The organism is Pseudomonas sp. GW821-FHT01D09 (assembly GCF_059422465.1).
In genome coordinates this window covers 182,723-208,651 of record NZ_JBWKWY010000003.1, presented here as the reverse complement: position 1 = coordinate 208,651, position 25,929 = coordinate 182,723, and the positions used below count along the sequence as shown (strand labels likewise).

At 61.8% G+C, this 25,929-nt stretch carries 18 protein-coding genes and 1 pseudogene; 3 read left to right on the top strand and 16 right to left on the bottom strand.

The window, feature by feature from the left end; genetic code table 11:
• Positions 1–9: 9 nt before the first annotated feature.
• The 13 genes and pseudogenes from AC07W7_RS05345 to pilM all read right to left on the bottom strand — a co-directional run bounded on the left by AC07W7_RS05345 (position 10) and on the right by pilM (position 16,213).
• A complete protein-coding gene (locus AC07W7_RS05345; protein WP_197881218.1) occupies positions 10–1,281 on the bottom strand; it encodes a type II toxin-antitoxin system HipA family toxin in 1,272 nt (423 codons plus the stop codon).
• Entirely contained in the window at positions 1,274–1,525 is a 252-nt protein-coding gene (locus tag AC07W7_RS05340; protein ID WP_076961789.1) for a helix-turn-helix transcriptional regulator, read from the bottom strand. Before AC07W7_RS05340 ends, AC07W7_RS05345 begins: the two co-directional genes overlap by 8 nt.
• A 147-nt stretch (positions 1,526–1,672) precedes the next feature.
• Positions 1,673–2,740, bottom strand: a complete 1,068-nt coding sequence (hemE, locus tag AC07W7_RS05335) for a uroporphyrinogen decarboxylase (RefSeq protein WP_169900847.1) — start codon at positions 2,738–2,740, stop codon at positions 1,673–1,675.
• 135 nt (positions 2,741–2,875) lie between these two features.
• On the bottom strand, positions 2,876–4,294 hold the full coding sequence (locus AC07W7_RS05330) for an FAD-dependent oxidoreductase (RefSeq protein WP_495038871.1): 1,419 nt from the start codon (positions 4,292–4,294) through the stop codon (positions 2,876–2,878).
• Positions 4,295–4,326: 32 nt separating this feature from the next.
• Positions 4,327–8,772, bottom strand: coding sequence for a glutamate synthase large subunit (gene gltB, locus AC07W7_RS05325; protein ID WP_495038870.1), 4,446 nt, complete (start codon positions 8,770–8,772; stop codon positions 4,327–4,329).
• Between the two features lie 350 nt (positions 8,773–9,122).
• Positions 9,123–10,697: an SPOR domain-containing protein gene (locus tag AC07W7_RS05320; protein ID WP_076961725.1), complete on the bottom strand. Its 1,575-nt coding sequence runs from the start codon at positions 10,695–10,697 to the stop codon at positions 9,123–9,125.
• 10 nt (positions 10,698–10,707) lie between these two features.
• Positions 10,708–11,808: a 3-dehydroquinate synthase gene (gene aroB / locus AC07W7_RS05315; RefSeq protein WP_076961724.1), complete on the bottom strand. Its 1,101-nt coding sequence runs from the start codon at positions 11,806–11,808 to the stop codon at positions 10,708–10,710.
• A 147-nt stretch (positions 11,809–11,955) separates the two neighbouring features.
• Positions 11,956–12,474 carry a shikimate kinase AroK gene (gene aroK / locus AC07W7_RS05310; protein ID WP_076961723.1) on the bottom strand — a complete coding sequence of 173 codons (519 nt, stop codon included), beginning with the start codon at positions 12,472–12,474 and terminating at the stop codon, positions 11,956–11,958.
• A gap of 4 nt (positions 12,475–12,478) precedes the next feature.
• On the bottom strand, positions 12,479–13,810 hold the full coding sequence (locus AC07W7_RS05305; RefSeq protein WP_495038904.1) for a type IV pilus secretin PilQ: 1,332 nt from the start codon (positions 13,808–13,810) through the stop codon (positions 12,479–12,481).
• Between the two features lie 69 nt (positions 13,811–13,879).
• Positions 13,880–14,263: pseudogene (locus tag AC07W7_RS05300) on the bottom strand (pilus assembly protein PilP); the annotation flags it as partial.
• 128 nt (positions 14,264–14,391) lie between these two features.
• Positions 14,392–15,012, bottom strand: a complete 621-nt coding sequence (locus AC07W7_RS05295; RefSeq protein WP_495038869.1) for a type IV pilus inner membrane component PilO — start codon at positions 15,010–15,012, stop codon at positions 14,392–14,394.
• Positions 15,009–15,560, bottom strand: coding sequence for a PilN domain-containing protein (locus AC07W7_RS05290; protein ID WP_169897693.1), 552 nt, complete (start codon positions 15,558–15,560; stop codon positions 15,009–15,011). The genes AC07W7_RS05295 and AC07W7_RS05290 overlap by 4 nt, the downstream gene beginning before the upstream one ends.
• Entirely contained in the window at positions 15,560–16,213 is a 654-nt protein-coding gene (gene pilM / locus AC07W7_RS05285; protein ID WP_495038868.1) for a type IV pilus biogenesis protein PilM, read from the bottom strand. The genes AC07W7_RS05290 and pilM overlap by 1 nt, the downstream gene beginning before the upstream one ends.
• A gap of 209 nt (positions 16,214–16,422) precedes the next feature.
• Here pilM and AC07W7_RS05280 point away from each other — a divergent pair, with 209 nt between their 5' ends.
• Entirely contained in the window at positions 16,423–18,864 is a 2,442-nt protein-coding gene (locus AC07W7_RS05280) for a penicillin-binding protein 1A (protein ID WP_373562140.1), read from the top strand.
• A gap of 198 nt (positions 18,865–19,062) precedes the next feature.
• Here the strand turns inward: AC07W7_RS05280 and AC07W7_RS05275 are convergent, their stop codons facing one another.
• The 3 genes from AC07W7_RS05275 to rpmE form a co-directional block, all read right to left on the bottom strand.
• Positions 19,063–20,331: a malic enzyme-like NAD(P)-binding protein gene (locus AC07W7_RS05275; protein WP_076961717.1), complete on the bottom strand. Its 1,269-nt coding sequence runs from the start codon at positions 20,329–20,331 to the stop codon at positions 19,063–19,065.
• Between the two features lie 183 nt (positions 20,332–20,514).
• The gene (locus AC07W7_RS05270) at positions 20,515–21,321 is read right to left on the bottom strand and encodes a thermonuclease family protein (protein WP_169863907.1); all 807 of its coding nucleotides are present in this window, start codon (positions 21,319–21,321) and stop codon (positions 20,515–20,517) included.
• A 14-nt stretch (positions 21,322–21,335) separates the two neighbouring features.
• A complete protein-coding gene (rpmE, locus tag AC07W7_RS05265) occupies positions 21,336–21,566 on the bottom strand; it encodes a 50S ribosomal protein L31 (protein ID WP_029296053.1) in 231 nt (76 codons plus the stop codon).
• A gap of 202 nt (positions 21,567–21,768) precedes the next feature.
• Between rpmE and AC07W7_RS05260 the strand changes: the two genes are divergently transcribed.
• Together AC07W7_RS05260 and argS are read left to right on the top strand one after the other, a co-directional pair.
• The gene (locus tag AC07W7_RS05260) at positions 21,769–23,988 is read left to right on the top strand and encodes a primosomal protein N' (protein WP_076961715.1); all 2,220 of its coding nucleotides are present in this window, start codon (positions 21,769–21,771) and stop codon (positions 23,986–23,988) included.
• Between the two features lie 204 nt (positions 23,989–24,192).
• Positions 24,193–25,929 (top strand): arginine--tRNA ligase, encoded by a 1,737-nt coding sequence (gene argS / locus AC07W7_RS05255; RefSeq protein ID WP_099169355.1) that lies wholly within the window; start codon positions 24,193–24,195, stop codon positions 25,927–25,929.

The window sequence follows — 25,929 nt, the reverse complement described above, 5'->3', positions numbered from 1 at the left end:
TAAAGCGCCTCACTGCGTTTTTCTCACCACAGGCTTGCGCTTCATTGCGGTAGTTATCGAGTCATAACACGCCGTGGCACGCCCCGCGTCCCACTCCGCCTGCATCGCCGAAAACAGCTCAACGTCGATTCGTGCTTGATGAGTAACGAGCGCCTCGGACATGGCCTCTGCGATTCGCTCGATGATCACCCCAGGCTTCTCCACAGCACAGTGTTTACGACCGAACTCCATCAGTTGCTGACGGTCCGGGTAGGTTTTCACCTTGTTCATTTTGATTGCCAACGTGCGATCAACCAATGAGCGGCCGGATTTTGGGTTGTAGTTCTCATACACCGTGGTAGTGGTCACATCGAACACGGGCGCCAGCCGCACCGTTTCACGAGCGCCCGGATGGGTGTAGATCACCCCGAAATTCTTCAAGTGCGCATCACCGTTATGCACCATCACCGACAAGCAGACCGAGAAAAAAAACCGCTCAAGATCACGTAACGGGTCGCCATGTGAGCAGACATGGTCAATGACTGCAGCAAGGGTTTCGTAGCTCTGGGAATACTTGTAATTGTCATGGGGGTCTTTGTTGAGCCCCAAGAGCACAGCCATGTCTTCAAAACCGAGCCGGCCAGATGGCGTCAAGTCAAAGCGCTCCATGACAAACAGATCGCCACCTTCAGACAGCCAGAATGGTGGTGTTTCCATCCCCGCTAAGCGCGCAGCTTCCATGCAGAGGAACTCGTTCTGGGCCAGGTGAGCGTACTCATCGGCACCAGACTTCACGATCAGGTCGGAACTGAGCATGGTTTTGCGGCTACCGGTCAGCTTATCCAGGTCAGGTACCAGCACTTTGGGCTGCACGCCGGAAATACCCGACTCGAAGTACGTTTGCACCAGAAACTCGAATATGCCCTGGGAGGTATCGGCCGAAAGTATTTGCTCAAGCCCAACCTGAGCACGCACGGCAACCGACGCTTCGACTGGGTTTTGATAGGTCAGACGTCCGATCTGGTTCCCGCCGATTACCGATAACAGGCGCATCTCATCTACCTGCATGTGCTTGGCCATCCGGCGTTTTATCTGATCGGCGAGAAAACCCTCCGGCACGTTCATATCAAAAATCGGATGCAACACATTGCTGACCGCAGGCGTAGGGTCATAAGGCATGACCAGCGACACCTCGCGCTCGGCATCGGCAGACGCGTAGGCAAACGAGAACTGGGAGCCCTTGGACAGCGCGCCTGAGTTCCCCTGTGGGGCTACGACATTGAGCAATTTGACTCTACTCATCGTGCTCCACCAGATCCGCCAGGGATTTGAGATCGATGCGTTTGTCGACGACTTCCAAGGCCATCCCGAGTGCCGAGATCACCCGGAATACCGTGTACATCGCGACGTTCTCACCCGCTTCAAGATCAATGATGGTCTTGCGATTGCACTTGGCACGGTCCGCCAGTTGCGCCTGGCTGTAACCTTTGGCGCGACGCAACTGGCGTATCCTTTCACCGAGGTCAGGTGGATTAGTCAGCAACATAATGTTACCCATATCGGACTTTATAGAGTAAATCATACATTTAGTCCTATATGACGGACTTTACAAGCCTCTTACGTCCGTTGCCCACTCATAAAACCGACCCAAAAAAACGCCCAGCCTAAGCCGGGCGTTTTTTATAGGCTGCAATCACTCGTGATACTGCGCCGACAACTCATGCACCGCCCGCAGGAACGCGCCCGCATGCTCCGGGTTCACTTCCGGGGTGATGCCATGGCCGAGGTTGAACACATGGCCACTGCCCTTGCCGTAGCTGGCGAGGATGCGCCCCACTTCGCTGCGGATCGCCTCTGGCTTGGCGTAGAGCACGGTCGGGTCCATGTTGCCTTGCAGGGCCACTTGGTTGCCGACGCGGCGACGGGCTTCGCCCAGGTCGCAGGTCCAGTCCAGGCCCAATGCATCGGCGCCCGCATCGGCGATGCTTTCCAGCCACAGGCCGCCGCCCTTGGTGAACAGGATCACCGGCACTTTGCGGCCTTCGTGTTCGCGGATCAGGCCGCTGACGATTTTGCGCATGTAGGCCAGGGAGAATTCCTGGTACGCCGCCGCCGACAGGTTGCCACCCCAGGTGTCGAAGATCTGCACCGCTTGCGCACCGGCCATGATCTGGCCGTTGAGGTAAGACACGACCGACTGCGCCAGCTTGTCCAGCAGCAGGTGCATGGCTTGCGGGTTGTCGTAGAGCATGGCCTTGGTCTTGCGGAAATCTTTCGACGAGCCGCCTTCGACCATATAGGTGGCCAGGGTCCACGGGCTGCCGGAGAAGCCGATCAGCGGTACGCGGCCGTTGAGTTCGCGGCGGATGGTGCTGACGGCGTCCATCACATAACCGAGGTCTTTGTGTGGATCAGGGATCGGCAGGGCTTCGATATCGGCCAGGGTGCTGATCACTTTCTTGAAGCGTGGACCTTCGCCGGTTTCAAAGTACAGGCCTTGGCCCATGGCATCGGGGATGGTCAGGATATCGGAGAAGAGGATGGCCGCATCCAACTGAGGATAGCGGTCCAGCGGCTGCATCGTGACCTCACAGGCAAACTCCGGGTTCATGCACAGGCTCATGAAATCGCCTGCGTTGGCGCGGCTGGCGCGGTATTCCGGCAGGTAGCGACCGGCTTGACGCATCATCCACACGGGGGTGACGTCTACGGGTTGCTTGAGCAGGGCACGAAGGAAACGGTCGTTCTTGAGGGCAGTCATGTCGGCATCCGCAAAAAAAGTGCGGGCATTTTCTCAGAGCCGGACGCAAAAGGCACGGTATGCACCGTGCCTTTTGTCTATAGGGTCAATTTGTCGCGGCCGATCGTTCCCACGCGGAGCGTGGGAACGATCAGATCAGACCTGCAAGTAGTCCAGGATGCCTTCGGCGGCATTGCGGCCTTCAAAGATCGCCGTCACCACCAGGTCAGAACCGCGCACCATATCGCCACCGGCGAAGATTTTCGGGTTGCTGGTCTGGTGCTTGTACTGGCCCTGCTCCGGGGCCACGACGCGGCCCTGGCTGTCGGTCTGGATCTGGAACTGCTCGAACCACGGCGCCGGGCTTGGGCGAAAGCCAAAAGCGATGACCACGGCATCGGCCGGGATGATCTCTTCGGAACCCGGGATCGGCTCGGGGCTGCGACGGCCACGGGCGTCCGGTTCGCCGAGACGGGTCTCGACCACCTTCACGCCTTCGACGCGACCTTCACCGACAATAGCGATCGGCTGGCGGTTGTAGAGGAACTTCACGCCTTCTTCCTTGGCGTTCTTCACCTCTTTGCGCGAGCCCGGCATGTTGGCTTCGTCACGGCGATAGGCACAGGTCACCGATTTGGCGCCCTGGCGGATCGACGTGCGGTTGCAGTCCATCGCGGTGTCGCCACCGCCCAGCACCACGACCTTCTTGCCTTTCATGTCGACGAAATCTTCCGGCGACTTTTCAAAGCCCAGGTTGCGGTTGACGTTGGCGATCAGGAAGTCGAGCGCGTCGTACACGCCCGGCAGGTCCTCACCGGCAAAGCCGCCCTTCATGTAGGTGTAGGTGCCCATGCCCATGAACACCGCATCGTATTCTTCGAGCAGTTGCTCCATGGTCACGTCTTTGCCGATCTCGGTGTTCAGGCGAAACTCGATGCCCATGCCGGTGAAGACTTCGCGGCGATTGCTCAACACAGTCTTTTCCAGCTTGAACTCGGGGATGCCGAAGGTCAGCAGGCCGCCGATTTCCGGGTTCTTGTCGAACACCACCGGGGTCACGCCGCCACGCACCAGCACGTCGGCACAACCCAGGCCCGCCGGGCCTGCGCCGATGATCGCCACGCGCTTGCCGGTCGGTTTGACCTTGGACATGTCCGGGCGCCAGCCCATGGCGAACGCGGTGTCGGTGATGTACTTCTCCACCGAACCGATGGTCACCGCGCCAAAACCGTCATTGAGGGTACACGCACCCTCGCACAGACGATCCTGGGGACACACCCGGCCGCAGACTTCCGGCAGGGTGTTGGTCTGGTGCGACAGTTCGGCGGCGGCGAGGATGTTGCCCTCGGCCACCAACTTGAGCCAGTTGGGAATGAAGTTGTGCACCGGGCACTTCCATTCGCAATACGGGTTACCGCACCCCAGGCAGCGGTGGGCCTGTTCGGCCGAGTGCTGGGGTTTGAAGGGCTCGTAGATTTCCACGAACTCTTTCTTGCGTTGACGCAACAGTTTCTTCTTCGGATCTTTGCGCCCGACATCGATGAACTGGAAGTCGTTATTCAGACGTTCAGCCATGTTAAAACCTCATCAAACTCTTCAGGCGCATATCACTGCGGGTTGGCACGGATGCTGGAAAGCAACGATTTCAGGTTGGCCGCCTTGGGCTTGACCAGCCAGAAACGACGCAGGTAATCATCGAGGTTCTCGGCGAGGTTACGACCCCATTCGCTGCCGGTTTCCTCGACGTACTCGTCCAGCACGTGCTGCAAGTGGTTCCGGTAGGACTCCATGGCTTCGCCGCTGATCCGCTGGATCTCGACCAACTCGTGGTTGACCTTGTCGACGAAGGTGTTGTCCTGATCCAGCACATAGGCGAAACCGCCGGTCATGCCCGAACCAAAGTTGTAACCGGTCTTGCCCAACACGCAGACAAAGCCACCGGTCATGTACTCGCAGCAGTGATCGCCCGTGCCTTCAACCACAGTGTGGGCACCGGAGTTACGCACGGCGAAACGCTCACCGGCGGTCCCTGCGGCAAACAGCTTGCCACCGGTGGCGCCGTACAAGCAGGTGTTGCCGATGATGGCACTGTCCTGGGTCTTGTAGATGCTACCCGCTGGCGGGACGATCACCAGCTTGCCGCCGGTCATGCCCTTGCCCACGTAGTCGTTGGCGTCGCCTTCGAGGTACATGTGCAGGCCGCCGGCGTTCCACACGCCAAAGCTCTGGCCGGCAGTGCCCTTGAAGCGGAAGGTGACCGGCGCCTTGGCCATGCCCTGGTTGCCATGCTTGCGCGCGATTTCGCCGGAGATGCGTGCGCCGATGGAGCGGTCGCAGTTGCAGATATCCAGGGCAAACTCGCCACCGCTGGCGTCATTGATCGAAGAGCCGGCCATGTCGACCATTTGCTCGGCCAACAGGCCTTTGTCGAACGGTGGGTTGCGCTCCACCTGGCAGAATTGTGGCTTGTCTGCCGGGATATGATCGCTGCCCAACAGCGGCGTCAGGTCCAGGTGCTGTTGCTTGGCGGTCTGGCCCTGAAGGATATCCAGCAGATCGGTACGCCCGATCAGTTCTTCCAGGGAGCGCACACCGAGCTTGGCCAGCCACTCACGGGTTTCTTCAGCGACGTAGGTGAAGAAATTCACCACCATGTCGACGGTGCCGATGTAGTGATCCTTGCGCAGCTTCTCGTTCTGCGTGGCCACGCCGGTGGCGCAGTTGTTCAGGTGGCAGATGCGCAGGTATTTGCAGCCCAGGGCAATCATCGGCGCGGTGCCGAAGCCGAAGCTTTCGGCGCCGAGGATCGCGGCCTTGATCACGTCGAGGCCGGTTTTCAGGCCGCCATCGGTCTGCACCCGGACTTTGCCACGCAGGTCGTTGCCGCGCAGGGTCTGGTGGGTCTCGGCCAGGCCCAGCTCCCACGGTGCGCCGGCGTACTTGATCGAGGTCAGCGGCGAAGCGCCGGTGCCGCCGTCGTAGCCGGAGATGGTGATCAGGTCGGCATAGGCCTTGGCCACGCCAGCGGCGATGGTGCCCACACCGGCTTCGGCGACCAGCTTCACCGAGACCAGGGCCTGCGGGTTGACTTGCTTGAGGTCGAAAATCAGCTGCGACAAGTCTTCAATCGAGTAGATGTCATGGTGCGGCGGTGGCGAGATCAGGGTCACGCCCGGCACGGCATAACGCAGCTTGGCGATCAGGCCATTGACCTTGCCGCCTGGCAACTGGCCGCCTTCACCGGGCTTGGCGCCCTGGGCGACTTTGATCTGCAGCACTTCGGCGTTGACCAGGTATTCCGGGGTTACGCCGAAACGGCCAGTGGCCACCTGCTTGATTTTCGAGCTCTTGATGGTGCCGTAGCGCGCCGGGTCTTCGCCGCCTTCGCCGGAGTTGGAACGCGCACCCAGGCGGTTCATGGCTTCAGCCAGGGCTTCATGGGCCTCGGGCGACAAGGCGCCCAGGGAAATACCGGCGGAGTCGAAGCGCTTGAGGATCGATTCCAGCGGCTCGACTTCGGCAATGTCCATTGGCGTGTCCAGGGTCTTCACCTGGAACAGGTCGCGGATCATCGACACCGGGCGGTTATCCACCAGTGCGGTGTATTCCTTGAACTTGGCGTAGTCGCCCTGCTGCACAGCGGCTTGCAGGGTGCTGACCACATCCGGGTTGTAGGCGTGGTATTCGCCACCGTGCACGAACTTGAGCAGGCCACCTTGCTGGATCGGCTTGCGCGCGCTCCAGGCCTCCAGGGCCAGGGCTTTCTGTTCGGCTTCGATATCAACGAAACGCGCGCCCTTGATGCGGCTTGGCACGCCACGGAAACTCAGTTCGCAGACTTCTTCCGACAGGCCGATGGCCTCGAACAACTGCGCGCCACGGTAAGAGGTGACGGTGGAGATGCCCATCTTCGACAGGATCTTCAGCAGGCCCTTGGTGATGCCTTTGCGGTAGTTCTTGAACACCTCGTACAAATCGCCCAGCACTTCGCCGGTGCGGATCAGGTCGCCCAGCACTTCATAGGCCAGGAACGGATACACCGCCGAGGCGCCAAAGCCAATCAGCACCGCAAAGTGGTGCGGGTCGCGGGCGGTGGCGGTTTCGACAAGGATGTTGGAGTCGCAGCGCAGGCCTTTTTCGGTCAGGCGGTGGTGCACCGCGCCGGTAGCCAGGGAGGCGTGGATCGGCAGCTTGCCCGGGGCGATATGGCGGTCGGTCAGCACGATCTGGGTGCGACCGGCACGCACGGCTTCTTCGGCCTGATCGGCGACGTTGCGCACCGCGGCTTCCAGGCCGAGGCTCTCGTCATAGTTCAGGTCGATGATCTGGCGGTCGAAGCCTGGACGCTCCAGGGTCATCAACGAACGCCACTTGGCCGGGGAAATCACCGGCGAGCTGAGGATCACCCGGGAGGCGTGCTCTGGCGATTCCTGGAAGATATTGCGCTCGGCACCGAGGCACACTTCCAAAGACATGACGATGGCTTCACGCAGCGGGTCGATCGGTGGGTTGGTGACCTGGGCGAACTGCTGGCGGAAATAGTCGTACGGCGTGCGCACGCGCTGGGACAGCACGGCCATCGGCGTGTCGTCGCCCATGGAGCCGACGGCCTCGTAGCCTTGCTCGCCCAGTGGGCGCAGCACCTGGTCGCGCTCCTCGAACGTGACCTGGTACATCTTCATGTACTGCTTGAGCTGGTCCACGTCATAGAACGCCGAGCCATGGTCGTTATCTTCCATGGTCGCCTGGATGCGCAGGGCGTTCTTGCGCAGCCATTGCTTGTACGGGTGGCGCGACTTCAGGCGGTTGTCGATGGCATCGGTGTCGAGGATCTGCCCGGTTTCGGTGTCCACGGCGAGGATCTGGCCAGGGCCGACGCGGCCTTTGGCAATCACGTCTTCAGGCTGGTAGTTCCACACGCCGACTTCCGACGCCAGGGTGATGAAGCCGTTGGTGGTGGTGACCCAGCGCGCCGGGCGCAGGCCGTTACGGTCGAGCAGGCACACCGCGTAGCGACCATCGGTCATGACCACGCCGGCCGGGCCGTCCCACGGTTCCATGTGCATCGAGTTGTACTCATAGAACGCCCGCAGATCGGGGTCCATGGTCTCGACGTTCTGCCACGCTGGCGGAATGATCATGCGCACGCCACGGAACAGGTCGATGCCGCCGGTGACCATCAGTTCCAGCATGTTGTCCATGCTCGAAGAGTCGGAACCCACGCGGTTGACCAGTGGGCCGAGCTCTTCGAGGTCCATCAGGTCGTTGGCGAACTTGGTGCGACGGGCCACGGCCCAGTTGCGGTTGCCGGTGATGGTGTTGATCTCGCCGTTGTGGGCGAGGAAGCGGAATGGCTGGGCCAGCGGCCATTTCGGCAGGGTGTTGGTGGAGAAGCGCTGGTGGAACACGCAGATCGCGGTTTGCAGGCGCTCATCGCTCAGGTCTGGATAGAAGGCGGTCAAGTCCGCCGGCATCATCAGGCCTTTATAAATGATGGTCTTGTGGGAAAAGCTGCAGATGTAGTGGTCGGTGTCCAGGGCGTTGGCCACGGACGAACGACGACGGGAGGTGAACAGCTTGATCGCCATGTCCTGGTCGCTCAGGCCGTCGCCTGCGATAAACACTTGTTCGATCTGCGGCAGGCGCTCATGGGCCAGGCGGCCGAGCACGCTGGTGTCGATTGGCACTTTGCGCCAGCCGACCAGTTGCAGGCCGGCGGCGAGGATCTCGCGGTTCATGTTCTCGCGAGCGGCCTCGGCTTTGACCGGGTCCTGATTGAAGAACACCATGCCCACCGCGTATTGCTTGGGCAAATCGGCGCCGAAGGTTTCCTTGGCGACAGCGCGCAGGAACAGGTCGGGCTTTTGAATCAGCAAGCCACAGCCGTCACCGGTCTTGCCGTCGGCGTTGATCCCACCGCGGTGGGTCATGCAGGTCAGGGCCTCGATGGCCGTTTGCAGAAGGGTATGACTGGGTTCGCCCTGCATATGGGCTATCAGGCCGAAACCACAGTTATCCTTGAATTCATCGGGTTGGTACAGACCTGCTTTCATAGACACTTTCTCACCAGGCTGCCTCTTATTTCGAGGCAAATTTCTTTTCAATTCAACCGGTTACCTTCCACGCCGAACGTACGCCGGCTTAGCGGGGGCAAAAGGGAGGTCATTGTACACACCGACACAGACGCCCACAAATTTGGCGACGAACTGTCGCAAATCTATGTCGCATTTATGAAAGGTTTAAAGCGATATGCTGTGCTAGTCAAAACTTTTTTAATTCTGACTGCTACTACTCAAAAGCTACTGTAACGCAGACACCACAAAGCGTGCGGCCTTCAGGGCAGCACGCTGTTGTCGTTTTTTTGAGGTGCTGAGAGGGCGACCTGGGTAAGGTCGCCGGATCTTCAGCGAGTTGTTGCGAGTTCTTGTTGAACGCTGGCAACAGTGCGAGGCCAAGGTTTACCAGCCTGAACCTTCGCTGGCAAGGCTTTGATCGCGGAATCGGCGGCCGCACGGCTCGGGAAACTGCCGTAGGTGATCACGTAGAGAGGCTTGCCGTTGAGCACTTTCTTGAAATAACGGTACTCGCCGCCCTGCTCTTTGACGAACGCCTGGGCATTGGCTTCAGAGCTGGTGCCGAGGATCTGCACCACGTAGTTCTTCGCCGGTTGGCTACCGTACCAGCCACTGCCGGCAGCGGCCTTGGCCACGGTCACCGGTTTTTCAGCAGGCTTGGCGGCTGGCACGGGCTTGGCCGCAGGGGCTGGCGCAGGCTTGACCACGGGCGCCGGAGCTGGCTTGGCGGTGGCAACCTGAGTCGGAGCAGGCGTTGGCGTGGCCGCAGGCACCGGTGCAGGGCTGGCTGTTGCGCCCGGTGGCGGAGCCACGGTGGTAACGGTCGGTGGCGTGGCGCTGGAGCCTTCTACCGGCACACCGTCGTCGCCTTCGGAAATGGCGCCGGCTTCTTCTGCCAGCGGGCCACGCATGACCGGCTGGCCGACCATCGGCAGGTTGGTAGGCTGGCCGGAACCGGCAAACTCAACGGCAGGCGCGCCGTTGGTGGTGGGCTTGCCCAGTGGCAGTTGTGCCTGCTCGGTCGGCGCACCTGGCGCGGTCGGGGCCTTGCTGCGGCCAGGAATCAGCCAGGCGGCGACAACGGCCACCACGACAACAGCAGAAATCGCCAGTACGTGTTTCTTCGGCATGGTGAACCCCATCTTTGGACGCTTAACCGCAGAGCGGCTGGCAATCATTGCTTCGATCATTGCATCCCGGGCCACCTGGTTGATGGTGCCAGGCCAGCCGTCGGAGCTTTCGTGAATATCAGAGATCTGCTGGGCAGAGAAAAGTTCGATGCCCTGGCCAGCACCTTCAAGGCGCTGGGCCAGGTACTCGCGGGTTTCTTCCTCTTCGTAGGGCTGCAATTCGATGACGTGGAACAGCTCTTGCTCGCCACTGAGCTGCTCCAGATCGGCAATCAGCGATGCCTCACCGAACAGGAACACATGGGGGCGACCTTCCGGCGTACCCGCCGCCAGGGCCAGCAACGCTTCCAGGGCGGACTCGTCGAGCTGCTCGGCGTCGTCCACCAGCAGGTAGACTTCCTGGCCGGTCAGACCCAGTTGCACCACTTGCTTGAGGATCGCGGTCGGCTCGGCATTGGCCACATCCAGCGCCTGGGCAACCTGGCGCAACACGCCGGCCGCATCGCCGGCGCCACGGGCGGAAACCACCACGCTCTGCACCGATTGCTTGTTGGTGCTGGCCACCAGGGCCTGGCGCAGCAGGGTCTTGCCGCTGCCCAGGGGGCCGGTGACCACCAGCAGCAACTGGCTGTAACGCGCCAGGTGGTGCAACTGCCCCAACACCGGCTTGCGTTGCGCAGGGAAAAACTTGAAACCGGGGACCCGTGGCGCAAAAGGGTCGTGGCTCAACTGGTAATGGCCGAGGAAAGCCTCGTCGGCATGCAAACTAGTCATCGGGATCTGGTTAACCTTTCAGCTGGGCCAGGGCGCGGTAATCCGCTCCCAGCGTGGCCTGTAGAATCTCTTTCGGATAATCGTCGGTCACTACCGCTTCGCCCATTCGGCGCAACAGCACCAGACGCAAACGACCATCGATCACTTTCTTGTCTATCGCCATATGTTCGAGGAAATCGGCCTCGGTCATTGCCTCAGGAGGAATGACCGGCAACCCGGCGCGCTGGAACAGGCGAATGCCGCGATCACGCTCTTGGACACTGATCCAGCCCAGGCGTTGCGACATCTCCAACGCCATCACTGTGCCAGCCGCCACGGCCTCTCCATGCAGCCAGACACCATAGCCCATGTGGGTTTCAATCGCATGGCCGAAGGTGTGGCCCAGGTTCAGGGTGGCACGCACGCCAGACTCACGTTCGTCGGCATTGACCACCAGCGCCTTGGCCGCACAGGAGCGGGAGATAGCCTCGGTCAGCGCCACCTGGTCCAGGTTGCGCAAGGCATCGACGTGCTCTTCAAGCCAGGTCAGGAACGGCTCATCGCAGATCAACCCGTACTTGATGACTTCCGCCAGGCCCGCCGACAGCTCGCGGGGCGGCAGGGTATTGAGGGTGGCGGTGTCGATCAGCACGGCATTGGGCTGGTAGAACGCGCCGACCATGTTCTTGCCCAGGGGATGGTTGATCCCGGTCTTGCCGCCCACCGACGAATCGACCTGGGACAGCAGAGTGGTCGGCACCTGGATAAAGTCCACGCCACGCTGGTAACAGGCCGCCGCAAAACCGGCCATGTCGCCGATAACGCCGCCGCCAAGGGCCACCACCGTGGTCCGCCGGTCGTGGCGTGCAGTGAGCAGGCCGTCAAAGATCAGTTGCAGGGTTTCCCAGTTCTTGAAGGCTTCGCCGTCGGGAAGAATCACCGAGATCACCGAATACGCCGCAAGGCTGCGACTCAGACGCTCAAGGTAGAGCGGCGCCACGGTCTGGTTGGAGATGATTGCCACTTGTCGCCCGGCAATATGCGGCGCGAGCAACTCGGGCTGGCCCAACAAACCTTCGCCAATATGGATCGGGTAGCTACGCTCGCCAAGATCGACCTTAAGTGTCTGCATGTGTCCCCGCGCTGAAGATGGAAGCAGGCGTCCTGCCCTGTATTAACGTTGTCGGCACCGTCGAGATCGGACGCTGCCTGATGGCTCTACGCCACACCTCGGACGGTTGCAACGCGTTGCCGAGGATAGCGCATTTCGGCCCTGGCTTTAACGGGGCGGCAGCTGCTGCAAGCGCTCGATAATGTCGATTACGACCATGCGCGGTGGCCGTTCATCGGTTTCTACCACCAGATCGGCGATTTCCCGATAAAGCGGATCGCGCAGTGTCAGCAAGTCCCGCAGGGTTTTTTCAGGGTTGGCGGTGCGCAGCAATGGTCGGTTGCGATCACGCGCGGTGCGCCCGACCTGCTGCTCGACCGAGGCATGCAAATACACCACCCGACCGCCGGCATGCAGCGCTCGCCGGTTTTCCTCGCGCATCACCGCGCCGCCGCCGGTGGCCAATACCACGCCATCGCAGCCGCACAGCTCGGCAATCATCGCCTGCTCGCGGTCACGAAAGCCCAGTTCGCCTTCCTTATCGAAGATCCACGGAATATTGGCACCCGTGCGCAATTCAATTTCCTTATCGGAGTCTTTGAATGGCAGGCGCAGCTCTTTGGCCAGCAAACGGCCGATGGTGCTTTTTCCAGCGCCCATCGGCCCTACAAGAATCAAATTTCGCACAGAATCAACGACTCACAGCAATCGCCTGGTTATTCATAATACGCGGAGTCAGGAATACCAGCAGCTCGGATTTTCTTTGGGCGACCACATCACGCCGGAAAAGGCGGCCAAGATACGGCACATCGCCCAAAAATGGCACTTTATCTACCACCTTGCTTTGGTTTTTCGAGAAAACCCCACCGAGGACGATGGTCTCGCCGTCCTTGACCAGCACCTTGGCGTTGACCTCGTTCTTCTTGATCGGCGGCACATCGTTGAGCTTGTTCAAGTAGTCCGGCTCGTCCTTGGTCACCCGGACCTCCATGATCACCTGGTCATCCGGGGTGATTTGCGGCGTCACCTCCAAAGAAAGCGAGGCTTCCTTGAACGAAACCGAGGTTGCCCCCTCGGACGTCGACTCCTGGTAAGGGATCTCGGTGCCCTTGAGAATCCGCGCAGTTTCCTTGTTGGACGTGACCACCTTGGGCTGGGAAATCACCTCGCCATTGCCGCCTTTTTCCATGGCGGTGAGTTCCAGGTCCAGCAGCACATTATCGGTGATAAACGCGATGCCCAGGCCGGAGCCTGGGTTAACCACGCCCAAGTCAACGAACGGCGAGCTATCGGGCGACTCGCCCTCACCTGACTGTTTTTTATCGACCCCACCACCACTCCAATTGCCTTTATTGCGCAGCAACCCACCCCAGCGCACACCGACGCTTTTGTCATAGTCGACATTAGCCTCGACTATCCGCGCCTCGATCATCACCTGGCGCACCGGAACATCCAGCTGATCGACGATACGCCGCAGCTCCTCCAGGCGCTCCCCCGTCTGGTAGGCGATGATGTTATTGGTGCGGTCATCTACCGTCACCGAACCGCGCTCATCGGTCGCCCCTTCAAGCCCGGCCACCGACTGGAACAACTTGGCCAGCTCAGACGCCTTGGCGTAATTGACCTGCAGCAGCTCCCGGCGCAGGGGCGCCAGTTCGGTCATCAACTTGCGCGACTCCAGGGCCAACAGCTCGCGCGCGGCCAACTCTTCGGCCGGCGCCACCAGCAGCACATTGGCCGTCACGCGCTTGTCGAGGCCCTTGGCTTGCAGCACCAGGTCCAGGGCCTGGTCCCACGGCACGTCCTTGAGACGCAGGGTAATCGAGCCCTGCACATCGTCGCCGGCCACCAGGTTGAGGCCGGCGACGTCGGCAATCTGCTGCAGTACGGCGCGCACCTCGATGTCCTGGAAGTTGAGGGACAGCTTGTCACCGGTAAACGGGCCACGCGCAGCATTCAGGGGCGAGCCGCCCGGTGGTGGCAAGTGAATCAGGTCGATCCGCTTGGGCACAGCCTCAGTCATCGGTGCCGTGAACGCTATCCATAGCGCCACACCGAAGGACGAAATAATCCTTTTCATTTTTTGCTTCCGTTATGAGTTCACGTTCAATACCAAGGTGCGCGGGCGCTCAAGCCAGGCGCCCTGACCATCGGGAAAAAGCTCGACCAGCTCCAACTGCCCCTCATGGATCGCCACGACGCGCCCATGATCGGCCCCCAGGTAATCCCCCACCGCCAGGCGATGAACACCTGCCGCGCCGCGCAGCAGGGCAAAGGTCTGCGCGCCCAGCGACAGGGTGCCGACCAACTGGAACTGATCGACGGCAAACCCTTCGAGAAACTGCCGGGGACGGTCGAGGTCCGGTGCGGGTCCAGGCTTGCCGGTGGGACGACTGGCGGGCTGGTCCGGTGGCTGGAAGGGATCACGCAGGGGTGGCGAGCTGGCGACAAACCGTGGCCCGGGCCTCGCTGCCGGCACGTCGTCGGCCAGCGGCAGCGCCTGCTGGCGGATCGCTTGCAACTCGTCATTCAGCGCCCGCAATTGCGGGTCACTGTCGCACCCCGCAAGCAATGCCAGGCTCAGGCCCACAACCTTGAGACGGCTCATGGCAAGGCTCCCTGGGCGCTGTACCTGTAGGTCTTGGCGAGCATCGTCAGGCTCAGCAAGGCGTCACCCTGGGAGCTGGCAGGGCGAATCACAAAGTCATGCAGGGTAACGATATGCGACAACCCGGCCACGCCACTGACGAAGGCCAGGAGGTCGTGATAGGTGCCGAGCAGTTTGAGCTGCATCGGCCGTTCGACGAACACGGGTTGCACCTGCTCGTCCAGCACACTGAGCTGCTCGACCTGCACGCCGCTGGCCTGCCCCAGCCGGGCGAAGTCTTCCAGCAGGCCGGGCATTTGCGTCAGCGTCGGCATTTGGCGCAACTGTTCGGTGAAGGCGGTGCGCAGGGTTTCAAGCTCGCGCACCACCCCTTCATGCTGGGCGGCTTGCCGGGCTTTGGCAGCAAACTGCTGGCGCAGCGTTATTTCTCCCGCCTCCTGACGCTGCAAGACCTCACGGGCGCTGCCCAGGTACACAGCATCCCCCGCCACCAGTACCAGCAAGGCGAGCACGACGCCCACCAGGAGCCGGCCAGCCAAAGGCCAGTGGGCGGTGTTGCGGTACAGCGTGGAGAGTCGCGGGAGTGCCAGCCCTGGCAGGCTGGACACAAGGCTCACCGCCCCGTCTCCTGAGGCTCCCCATGGTCCACCATCAACTGGAAGGCAGTGCCCGCACCGCCCTCCTCGGCCCGCACATGGCGCAGATTGGGCGCGTGCAGGGCGCTGGAGGCTTCCAGGCTGCGCATCAGCCAGGCAACATCATCACTGGACACCGCCGTGCCGAGGACCTCCACCGATGTGCCGCTGACGCTGACCTGGCTCAGTTGCACCCCATCCGGCACGGCACGAGCCAACTGGTCGAACAAGGCCTGGCCGGACGCACGATGGCTCTGCAGGTCTTCGACCACCTTCATCCGTTCCATCAGTTGCTGGCGCTGTTCGCGCAGCTCGTCGATGGTCTTGATGCGTGAGTCCAATATCGTGACCTGCTTGCTCAAGTGGTTGTTACGGGCCACTTGCCGATCAATCGCACGGTCGATGACGCGGTCGGCCAGCCATACCGCGGCCAATGCAATAAGGCTGATCACCAACAGGAAAATCAGGAAAAACCTGCGACGGCGCTCGGCGCGTTCTTCACGCCAGGGCAATAGGTTGATTCTTGTCATCAATCGAAACTCCTGAGGGCCAAACCGCAGGCGACCCGCAATCCCTGGGCATCGGCAGCCCATTGTGCACTATTGATCCCACGCCCCGGCGCTATCCGGGCGACCACCTGATCGGTCATCCGCGCCAGGGCAAATGCCTCTACATCCACGACTCGTGCAACCAGGCCGGCCAGGGCCAGCACCGCTTCGCGCGCTTCCACCTGCTCCTTGAGGCACGCCACAAGCAGCACATCAACATAACCGGGCTCACGACCCGAGGGGCCCTGGACCTGAAAATCAATCGCCACCTCATCCAGCGGATAAGGAATGTACTGCTCGGCTTCGCAGTGCAGGCGCCGCTCCATCTCGCCAGCCTCAAGCCCGGCCTCCAGCGCAACCACACGGCTGATCACCGAAGGCCCCGCCACGGCAACCGCCGCCTGCCTGACCTGGGTCTGCGCCCGGAACAATGCCTTGGAAAGGGCCTGCGCGACAACCTCCAGATCAACGATATTACTGTCGAGCACCGCGTGGCCCGGTAAAGGCTGGCTTGCATACGCGCGCACCGCATAGTCATCGCCGGCGCGGGCCAGCTCCAATATCTTCACGTCGCTGTCCTGGATGTCCACGCCCAGTACGGTATCGGCTTTTCGCCTGAAAAATCCCTTTTTCATAAAACTCCCTAAAGCTTTGCCTGTCTCAGGGCTGATCAATTTCGGGTTTGATGCATTCGGTCGGCTCGGTCCCGCAGCGCCCATGACGCCCCGAGGCGAAAAATGCTTTAATGCCCAGCGTTTTTTCCCGCTTTTTATCTGCAGGTCGGGTCGGCATGCCTACCCCCGACACCTAACTCATTCTTTTCTCTGGAAATCCAAAAGCCTTGATTCGTCTGCTGAAGTTTTTCGGGTACTCCTTCGTCGCTATCGTTTGCGGGCTGCTGCTCGTGTTCAGCGGCGCCTATCTCTACCTTAGCCCGGGATTGCCCTCGGTAGAGGCCCTGAGAAGTATCCAGTTGCAGATTCCTTTGCGGGTCTACAGCAGCGATGAAAAACTGATCGCGGAGTTCGGCGAAATGCGCCGCACCCCGATCCGTTTCGCCGACATTCCACCCAATTTCATCAATGCCCTGTTGTCGGCTGAAGACGATAATTTTGCCAACCACTATGGCGTGGACCCCAGCAGCCTGGTGCGCGCAGCCACGCAATTGGTAAAAAGCGGACACATTCAATCGGGCGGCAGCACCATCACCATGCAGGTGGCGAAGAACTTCTTCCTCACCAGCGAGCGCAGCTTTTCGCGCAAAGCCACCGAGATCCTCCTGGCGCTGCAGATCGAACGCCAACTGACCAAGGATGAAATCCTTGAGCTGTACGTCAACAAGATCTACCTGGGCAACCGCGCCTACGGGATCGAGGCCGCGTCCCAGGTGTACTACGGCAAGTCGATTCGCGATGCCAGCCTGGCACAAATGGCAATGATTGCCGGCCTGCCCAAGGCCCCGTCGCGCTTCAACCCGCTGGCCAACCCGGCCCGCAGCAAGGAACGCCGCGACTGGATCCTGGGGCGCATGTACAAGCTGGGCAAGATCGACCAGAGCGCCTATGAAAGCGCGGTGGCCGAGCCGTTGAACGCCAGCTACCACGTGCCGACGCCAGAAATCAGCGCCCCCTATATCGCCGAGATGGCCCGTGCCGAAATGGTCGGCCGCTACGGCAGCGACGCCTACACCGAAGGTTTCCGCGTTACCACGACCATTCCGAGCAACTTGCAGGAAATTGCCAACCACGCAGTACACGAAGGCCTGATCACCTACGACCAGCGCCATGGCTACCGTGGGCCGGAATCGCGCCTGCCGGGCAAGACCCTGAGCGCCTGGACCGTCGAGCTGGGCAAGCAGCGCTCCATCAGCGGCCTGGATCCGGCCATCGTCACCCAGGTGAAAAAAGATGGCGTGCAGGTCCTGACCCGCAGTGGCGAAGAACATGTGGCGTGGGACAGCATGAAGTGGGCCCGCCCCTTCCTGAACACCAACAGCATGGGGCCGATGCCCAAGCAACCGTCGGACGTGGCCCAGGTCGGCGACCTGATCCGCGTGCAGCGCCAGAAGGACGACAGCCTGAAATTCAGCCAGGTCCCGGTCGCCCAGGGCGCCCTGGTCTCCCTCGACCCGCAGAACGGCGCGATCCGCGCCCTGGTCGGTGGCTTCGCCTTCGAGCAGAGCAACTACAACCGCGCCACCCAGGCCAAGCGCCAGCCGGGCTCCAGCTTCAAGCCATTTGTCTACAGTGCCGCGCTGGATAACGGCTACACCGCCGCCAGCCTGGTCAACGACGCGCCGATCGTGTTTGTCGACGAGTACCTGGACAAGGTCTGGCGCCCGAAGAACGACACCAACACCTTCCTCGGCCCGATCCGCGTACGCGAGGCGCTGTACAAGTCGCGCAACCTGGTATCGATCCGCCTGCTGCAAGCGATGGGCGTGGGCAAGACCATCGACTACATGACCCGCTTCGGCTTCAACAAGCAGGACCTGCCACCCAACCTGTCCCTGGCCCTCGGCACCGCGACCCTTACGCCGATGGAGATCGCCACCGGCTGGAGCGTGTTCGCCAACGGCGGCTACAAGGTCACGCCGTACCTGATCGACAAGATCGAAAGCCGCAACGGCGACACGCTGTTTGTCGCCAACCCGCCGAGCGTGCCCAACGGCGTCGCCGCCAGTGATGGCCTGGCGGCACCGGCCAACGCTGGCATCACCATCGAGCCTGCGCCAGGCGCGGTGCCCACGGAAGCGGCACCGGCCCCACACACACCGGCCGTGGCCGAGCGTGTGGTTGACGGGCGTACCACCTACATTCTTACCAGCATGCTGCAGGATGTGATCAAGCGCGGTACCGGCCGCCGTGCCCTGGCCCTGGGCCGCACGGACCTGGCAGGCAAGACCGGTACCACCAACGAATCCAAGGATGCGTGGTTCTCCGGCTACAACGCCGACTACATCACCACCGTCTGGACCGGCTACGACCAGCCGGAAAGCCTCGGCCGCCGCGAGTACGGTGGCACCGTAGCGCTGCCGATCTGGATGAGCTACATGGGCGCCGCCCTCAAGGACAAGCCCGCCCACACCCAGGCCGAGCCGGAAGGCATCCTCAGCCTGCGCATCGACCCGATCAGCGGCCGCGCCGCCGTACCAGGCACGCCGAATGCGTACTTTGAACTGTTCAAGAGCGAAGATACGCCGCCGTCGATGAATGAACTGGGCAATGGCGTGGCACCGGGCAGCCCGCTGCCGGCGGATGAGTCGGCGCCGATAGATTTGTTCTAAACACAGGTCCCATTGTGGCAGCGGATTTGTGTGGGAGCGGGCTTGCTCACGATGGCGGTGGGCCAGTCAACACATTAGGTGTCTGATACACCGCCATCGCGAGCAAGCCCGCTCCCACATTTGAGCCTGCATTCTGCCCCCACAAAAAAGCCCCGACTCGCAAGAGCCGGGGCTTTTTTGTGGGGGCGCTACAACGGCTTAGCCGTTGAACACATCATCCACGCTTTGCAGCGGGTAGTTCTTCGGATACGGCAGGGTAGCCACACCTGTCTCGATGGCAGCCTTGGCCACGGCATCGGAGATCACGGTGATCAGGCGCTTATCCATTGGCTTGGGAATGATGTACTCACGGCCGAATTCCAGCTTGGCACCACCGTAGGCGTCGCACACGTCCTGAGGCACCGGCAACTTGGCCAGTTCACGCAGGGCGTTGGCGGCAGCCACTTTCATCTCTTCGTTGATGCGCTTGGCGCGAACGTCCAGGGCGCCACGGAAGATGAACGGGAAGCCCAATACGTTGTTGACCTGGTTCGGGAAGTCCGAACGACCAGTGGCCATGATCACGTCGTCACGGGTGGCGTGTGCCAGGGCCGGGGCGATTTCTGGATCAGGGTTGGAGCAAGCGAACACGATCGGGTTGGCCGCCATCAGCTTCAGGCCTTCGGCGCTCAGCAGGTTCGGGCCGGACAGGCCGACGAATACGTCAGCACCGTTCAAGGCGTCGTCCAGGGTGCGCTTGGAGGACGGGTGGGCAAACATCGCCTTGTACTGGTTCAGGTCGGTCCGCTCGGACTGGATCACGCCCTTGCTGTCGACCATGGAGATGTTTTCAAGGCGCGCGCCCATGCTGACGATCAGCTTCATGCACGAGATGGCCGCGGCACCGGCGCCCAGGCAGACGATCTTGGCCTCGGACAGGGTTTTGCCAGCGATTTCCAGGGCATTGATCATGCCGGCGGCGGTAACGATCGCGGTGCCGTGCTGGTCATCGTGGAATACCGGGATGTCGCACTGTTCGATCAGGGCCTTTTCGATCTCGAAACACTCAGGTGCCTTGATGTCTTCCAGGTTGATGCCACCGAAGGTGATGGAGATGCGCTTGACGGTGTCGATGAAGGCCTGCGGGCTTTCGGAGTCGACTTCGATGTCGAATACATCAATGCCGGCAAAGCGCTTGAACAGTACGCCCTTGCCTTCCATCACGGGCTTGGAGGCCAATGGGCCGAGGTTACCCAGGCCGAGAATCGCGGTGCCATCAGAAATCACTGCAACCAGATTGCCCTTGCCGGTGTATTTGTAGGCCAGTTCAGGATCGCGGGCGATTTCACGCACGGGCTCGGCTACACCGGGGCTGTACGCCAGCGACAGGTCGCGTGCGGTAGCAGTGGCTTTGGTGAGCTCGACACTCAGCTTTCCTGGACGAGGATGGGCATGATATTCGAGAGCGGCAGTTTTCAAATCAGACATATCGGCATTCCGCTTTTTACTGTTGGACGACGGACCGCCGAGGATACTCGCCTCGCAAAGTCCCTACAAGACTGGGCAGTCACCGGTGTCAAGGGCCCTGCCCTACGACTTTCGGCCAAGAGCCACGGGATACAAGGCCTACAACTGTTCACAATCGATAGAAAAAATGTCTACAATTTTTTCTTATTGTGCCAATTGCAGCATGCCGGGGTCGGTCAAGGGGAGCAGCCAGCGCGCCTGGCCACTTTTCAGGCCGCCCCGCCGCGAGCGGTCCAGCACCCAGCCGCGGGCCTCGATAGCCTGGCCTGGCAGGCGCTTGAGCAGGGCGTTATCGAATTGCCCGGCCAGATTGGGTGCAACCCGTAATACCAGGGAGTCCTGCAATTCGATCCAGATCCCGCCGCGATTGCGTTCGACCTTGCTCACGCGCCCGCTGACCACGGCGAAGCCCGACTGCTGGATGTGCCCGGCTTTCTGCACTGGCGACTGGCGCCACAGGCCCAGCCTTGCCACCCGCGCACTGCGCTCAGCCGCTTGCTGGCAGGCGACCAGATCGACATTGGGTGCCACCGCCACCAGGAACCCGAGCCCCTCGGCAAGCAGTTGGGCCTCCAGATTCGCGCCGTTGGCCCCATAAAGATGGGCCAGGGTCCGCCCGTAACGGTCCTTGGCCTCGCGCCCCGGCACCAAGCCGACCCGACCCCCACTGGCCTCCACCAACCCTTGCAGGCGTTGGCGCGCAGCCACGGCGAGTGGCTCGTCCGGGCGGCCTTTCTTAGCGGTCTCCGGTGCATTGACGCCGATCATCCGCACACTGCGCCCGTCCTTGAGGCGCACGGTGTCGCCATCCACCACGCGCTGCACCTCGAAGGTGCTGAGCGCAGCGGGCGCGGGGCAAAACACCTCGGCCTGGGCGGCCGACAGCCAAATCGCAGGCACAAAAAAGGCGCCCGCAAGGGACGCCTTTTTCATTAGCAAGTAAAAGCCCATCAGGCTCTTTAACCTTACTCTGCAGCAGCTGGAGCTTTCTTGCCGAAAGCACCGAAACGGTCAGCGAAGCGCTGTACACGGCCGCCAGTATCCAGAGTCTTCTGCTTACCGGTGTAGAACGGGTGGCACTCGTTGCATACGTCAGTACCCAGTGGCTTGCACAGGTTCGAGCGAGTTTCGAACTTGTTGCCGCAGCTGCAAGTAACTTGGATGGTTTCGTACGCTGGATGGATATCGGCTTTCATGGTGTCTTCCTCGGGCTAGCGTGCCGCCACTCGACACTATTGTCGAATACCGCACGTAATTGGGCTGCGGATTCTACCAGAGCTTTTTAAACGCGCAAGCGCCGCCATGCCCCCTTTCATCAGAAACTGTGGCAGGACACTCCCCTGCGGGTCTGCTAGGCTCGCGCCCTTCTTCACCGCCTGCCATATGAGAATCGCCCGCGTGCCCGACGCCATTTTGCGCCTCGCCCTGCCCTCGCCCCTGCGCCGTCTGTTCGATTATCGGGCGCCTGCGGGTGTCGTACGGTCGCAGTTGCAGCCGGGGATGCGCGTGCGCGTGCCGTTCGGTCGGCGGGAGATGATCGGGATCCTGATCGAAGTGGCGGACCACAGCGAAGTGCCGGCAGAAAAGCTCAAGCCGGCCCTGGCCATCCTGGATGCCACGCCACCGCTGCCGGCGTCGCTGTTCAAGCTGTGCCTGTGGACCTCCCAGTATTACCAGCACAGCCTGGGCGATACCTTGAGCTGGGCGTTGCCGGTGCTGTTGCGCCAGGGCGAGTTGGCCGAGGCCCGCCAGGAGCGTTTCTGGTCGATGGCCCCGGGCGCACGCCTGGACGACCCACGCATCGCCCGCGCCCCGCGTCAGCGTGAGGCTCTGGCCACCCTGGCGCAGCACCCCCACGGCGTTGCTCATCAGTTGCTGAGCAAACTGATGCTGAGCAAAGACAGCCTGGACCTGCTGCTGGCCAAGGACCTGGTGCAGGTGGAAATCCGCCGCCATGCCCCCGGCGAGCGCCATGAACACTGGCTGGCCCAACCGGAACTGCCGCTGAACCCGGAACAGCGCGCCGCCTTTGAAGCCATCAGCGCCGGCGCCGACAGCTTCCACGCCTTCCTGCTGGCCGGCGTTACCGGCAGCGGCAAGACCGAAGTCTATTTGCAACTGATCCGCGAAACCCTGGAAGCCGGCAAACAGGCACTGGTGCTGATCCCCGAGATCAACCTCGGCCCGCAGACCCTGGCGCGCTTCGAGCAACGCTTCAATGCGCGGATCGCCCTGGTGCACTCGGCCGTCAACGACCGCGAACGCCTGGAATCCTGGCTCGCCGCCCGGGACGGCGAGGCCGACATTATTATCGGCACCCGCTCGGCGCTGTTCACGCCGATGAAAAACCCCGGCCTGATCATCATCGACGAAGAACACGACGGTTCTTATAAACAGCAGGAAGGCCTGCGCTACCACGCCCGCGACCTGGCCCTGGTACGGGCACGCCAGGAAAACATCCCGATTGTGCTGGGCTCGGCCACCCCCTCCCTGGAAAGCCTGCACAACGCCTACACCGGGCGCTACGGCCTGCTGCGCCTCAACGAGCGCGCGGGCGGCGCCAAGCAACCGCGCTTCTTGCGCCTGGACGTGAAAAGCCGGCCACTGGACAGCGGAATTTCAGGGCCGATGCAACAAGCCATCGGCCAGACCCTGGCGGCCGGCCAGCAAGTGCTGGTGTTCCTCAATCGCCGGGGCTTTGCGCCGACTTTGCTATGCCACGACTGCGGCTGGATGTCCGAGTGCAACCGCTGCGATGCGCGGATGACGGTGCACCAGCGCTCGGGCGAATTGCGCTGCCACCATTGCGGCCATGTGGAACGGGTCCCGCGCCATTGCCCGCAATGCGGCAAAGTCGACCTGCGGCCGGTAGGCGCCGGCACCGAGCGCGCCGAGGAGCGCCTGGGGATTCTGTTCCCCGACTTCCCGGTACTGCGGGTGGACCGCGACAGTACGTCGCGCAAGGATGCGATGAACCAGTTGTTCGCCACCATCCAGAAAGGCCAGCCGTGCATCCTGGTCGGCACGCAGATGCTTGCTAAAGGCCATCACTTCCCGCGCGTGACCCTGGTCTCGATCCTGGATGCCGATGGCGGGCTATTCTCCGGGGACTTCCGCGCCAGTGAACGCATGGCGCAGCTGATCGTGCAGGTCGCAGGCCGCGCCGGGCGGGCCGAGGAGCCCGGCAAAGTGATCATCCAGACCCACCTGGCCGACCACCCCCTGTTGATTCAACTGACAGAACAAGGCTATTTCGCCTTCGCCGAGCAGGCGTTGAGCGAGCGCCGCTCCGCCGGCCTGCCGCCCTTTGCGCACCTCGCGCTGTTGCGCGCCGAGGCCCATAAACCGGGGCAGGCCGAAGGTTTCCTGGACGAAGCGTGCAGCGCGGCTGAACGTTTGCTCGGCGAGTTGGGTCTGAGCGGCATCGAGTTGCTGGGCCCAGTGCCAGCACCGATGGAGCGCCGCGCCGGACGTTATCGCGCACAACTCCTGTTGCAAGCCAGCGCCCGTGCGCCGCTGCATCGGCTATTAAGTAGCTGGTTACTTGCGCTGGAGCAAATGCCCAGCGGGCGACAGGTGCGATGGTCGTTGGATGTCGATCCGGTGGATTTGTACTGATAGGTAAATTGCTATCGCAGGCAAGCCAGCTCCCACATTTGACGGTATTCACACATCAAAATGTGGGAGCGGGCTTGCCCGCGATGAGGCCCGCAGGTCCAGTAACGGACCTTGAAGGTTGGCAAGCCCGCCCTGGCACCGGATAATGTCCAGTTTTTCCACCTGCGCATCGCGCGCCGCCGCTTGCGGTCGAAAGAGAACACCATGAAAGACACAATTCGCCAGTTGATCCAACAAGCCCTCACCCAACTCGTCAACGAAGGTGTGTTGCCTGAAGGGCTGACGCCGGCGATCCAGGTGGAAAACTCTCGAGACAAGACCCACGGCGACTTCGCCAGCAATATCGCGATGATGTTGGCCAAGCCTGCAGGCATGAAACCGCGTGACCTTGCGGAAAAAATCATTGCCGCGCTGCCGGCTGATCCACAGGTCAGCAAGGCCGAAATCGCCGGCCCCGGCTTTATCAATATCTTCCAGAATACCCAGGCCCTGGCGTCGCGCCTGGACGCCGCCCTGGCCGACGCCAAAATCGGCGTGCGCAAGGCCGGCCCTGTGCAGCGTGTGGCCATCGACCTGTCGGCCCCCAACCTGGCCAAGGAAATGCACGTCGGCCACCTGCGCTCGACCATCATTGGCGACGGCGTGGCGCGGGTCCTGGAGTTTCTCGGCGACACCGTGATCCGCCAGAACCACGTGGGCGACTGGGGCACCCAGTTCGGCATGCTGATGGCGTACCTGCAAGAAAACCCCATCACCAGCAACGAGCTGTCGGACCTGGAAAACTTCTACCGCGCCGCCAAGAAGCGCTTTGACGAATCCGAAGAGTTCGCCAACCGCGCCCGGGGCCTGGTGGTCAAGTTGCAGGCCGGCGACCCGGAATGCCTGGAGCTGTGGGCACGTTTCCGTGATATCTCGCTGTCGCACTGCCAGAAAATCTACGAGTTGCTGAACGTCAAGCTGACCATGGCCGACGTCATGGGCGAAAGTGCCTACAACGACGACCTGATCAACGTGGTCAACGACCTCAAGGCCAAGGGCCTGCTGGTTGAGAGCAACGGCGCCCAGTGCGTGTTCCTCGACGAATTCAAGACCGCCGACGGCGAGCCGCTGCCGGTGATCATCGTCAAGGCCGACGGTGGCTATCTGTACGCCACCACCGACCTGGCGGCCGTGCGCTACCGCAGCGGCGTGCTCAAGGCCGATCGCGCCTTGTACTTCGTCGACCAGCGCCAGGCCCTGCACTTCCAGCAAGTGTTTGAAGTGGCGCGCCGCGCCGGTTTCGTCACCCACCCGATGCACATGGAGCACATGGGCTTCGGCACCATGAACGGCGCCGATGGCCGCCCGTTCAAGACCCGCGACGGCGGCACCGTGAAGCTGATCGACCTGCTCAACGAAGCTCAGGAGCGTGCCTACAACCTGGTGAAGGAAAAGAACCCGGAGCTGGCCGAAGCCGACCTGCGCAACATCGCCAAGGTGGTGGGCATTGGCGCGGTGAAATACGCCGACCTGTCCAAGCACCGCACCAGCGACTACAGCTTCAACTTCGAGTTGATGCTCAACTTTGAAGGCAACACCGCGCCGTACCTGCTGTATGCCTACACCCGTGTGGCCGGCGTGTTCCGCAAGCTGGGCAAGGACTTCAGCGAAGTCGAAGGGCAGATCGTGCTGGACGCGCCCCACGAGCAGGAACTGGCGGCCAAGCTCGCGCAGTTCGGCGAAGTGCTCAACAGCGTCGGCGAGAAAGGCACGCCGCACATTCTGTGCACCTACCTGTATGAAGTCGCCGGGTTGTTCTCCAGTTTCTACGAGAACTGCCCGATCCTGAACGCCGACGACCAAACGCAGAAGCAAAGCCGCCTGCGCCTCGCCGCACTGGCTGGACGAACCCTCAAGCAAGGCCTGGAACTGTTGGGCCTGGAAACTCTGGAGCGTATGTAA

What these genes read in the sequence shown, in the direction of transcription:
- AC07W7_RS05345 (WP_197881218.1), bottom strand. Translation starts at nt 1,281, where the DNA reads ATGAGTAGAGTCAAATTGCTCAATGTCGTAGCCCCACAGGGGAACTCA.
- AC07W7_RS05340 (WP_076961789.1), bottom strand. Translation starts at nt 1,525, where the DNA reads ATGTTGCTGACTAATCCACCTGACCTCGGTGAAAGGATACGCCAGTTG.
- hemE (WP_169900847.1), bottom strand. Translation starts at nt 2,740, where the DNA reads ATGACTGCCCTCAAGAACGACCGTTTCCTTCGTGCCCTGCTCAAGCAA.
- AC07W7_RS05330 (WP_495038871.1), bottom strand. Translation starts at nt 4,294, where the DNA reads ATGGCTGAACGTCTGAATAACGACTTCCAGTTCATCGATGTCGGGCGC.
- gltB (WP_495038870.1), bottom strand. Translation starts at nt 8,772, where the DNA reads ATGAAAGCAGGTCTGTACCAACCCGATGAATTCAAGGATAACTGTGGT.
- AC07W7_RS05320 (WP_076961725.1), bottom strand. Translation starts at nt 10,697, where the DNA reads ATGACTAGTTTGCATGCCGACGAGGCTTTCCTCGGCCATTACCAGTTG.
- aroB (WP_076961724.1), bottom strand. Translation starts at nt 11,808, where the DNA reads ATGCAGACACTTAAGGTCGATCTTGGCGAGCGTAGCTACCCGATCCAT.
- AC07W7_RS05305 (WP_495038904.1), bottom strand. Translation starts at nt 13,810, where the DNA reads ATGACTGAGGCTGTGCCCAAGCGGATCGACCTGATTCACTTGCCACCA.
- AC07W7_RS05290 (WP_169897693.1), bottom strand. Translation starts at nt 15,560, where the DNA reads ATGACAAGAATCAACCTATTGCCCTGGCGTGAAGAACGCGCCGAGCGC.
- pilM (WP_495038868.1), bottom strand. Translation starts at nt 16,213, where the DNA reads ATGAAAAAGGGATTTTTCAGGCGAAAAGCCGATACCGTACTGGGCGTG.
- AC07W7_RS05275 (WP_076961717.1), bottom strand. Translation starts at nt 20,331, where the DNA reads ATGTCTGATTTGAAAACTGCCGCTCTCGAATATCATGCCCATCCTCGT.
- AC07W7_RS05270 (WP_169863907.1), bottom strand. Translation starts at nt 21,321, where the DNA reads ATGGGCTTTTACTTGCTAATGAAAAAGGCGTCCCTTGCGGGCGCCTTT.
- rpmE (WP_029296053.1), bottom strand. Translation starts at nt 21,566, where the DNA reads ATGAAAGCCGATATCCATCCAGCGTACGAAACCATCCAAGTTACTTGC.
- argS (WP_099169355.1), top strand. Translation starts at nt 24,193, where the DNA reads ATGAAAGACACAATTCGCCAGTTGATCCAACAAGCCCTCACCCAACTC.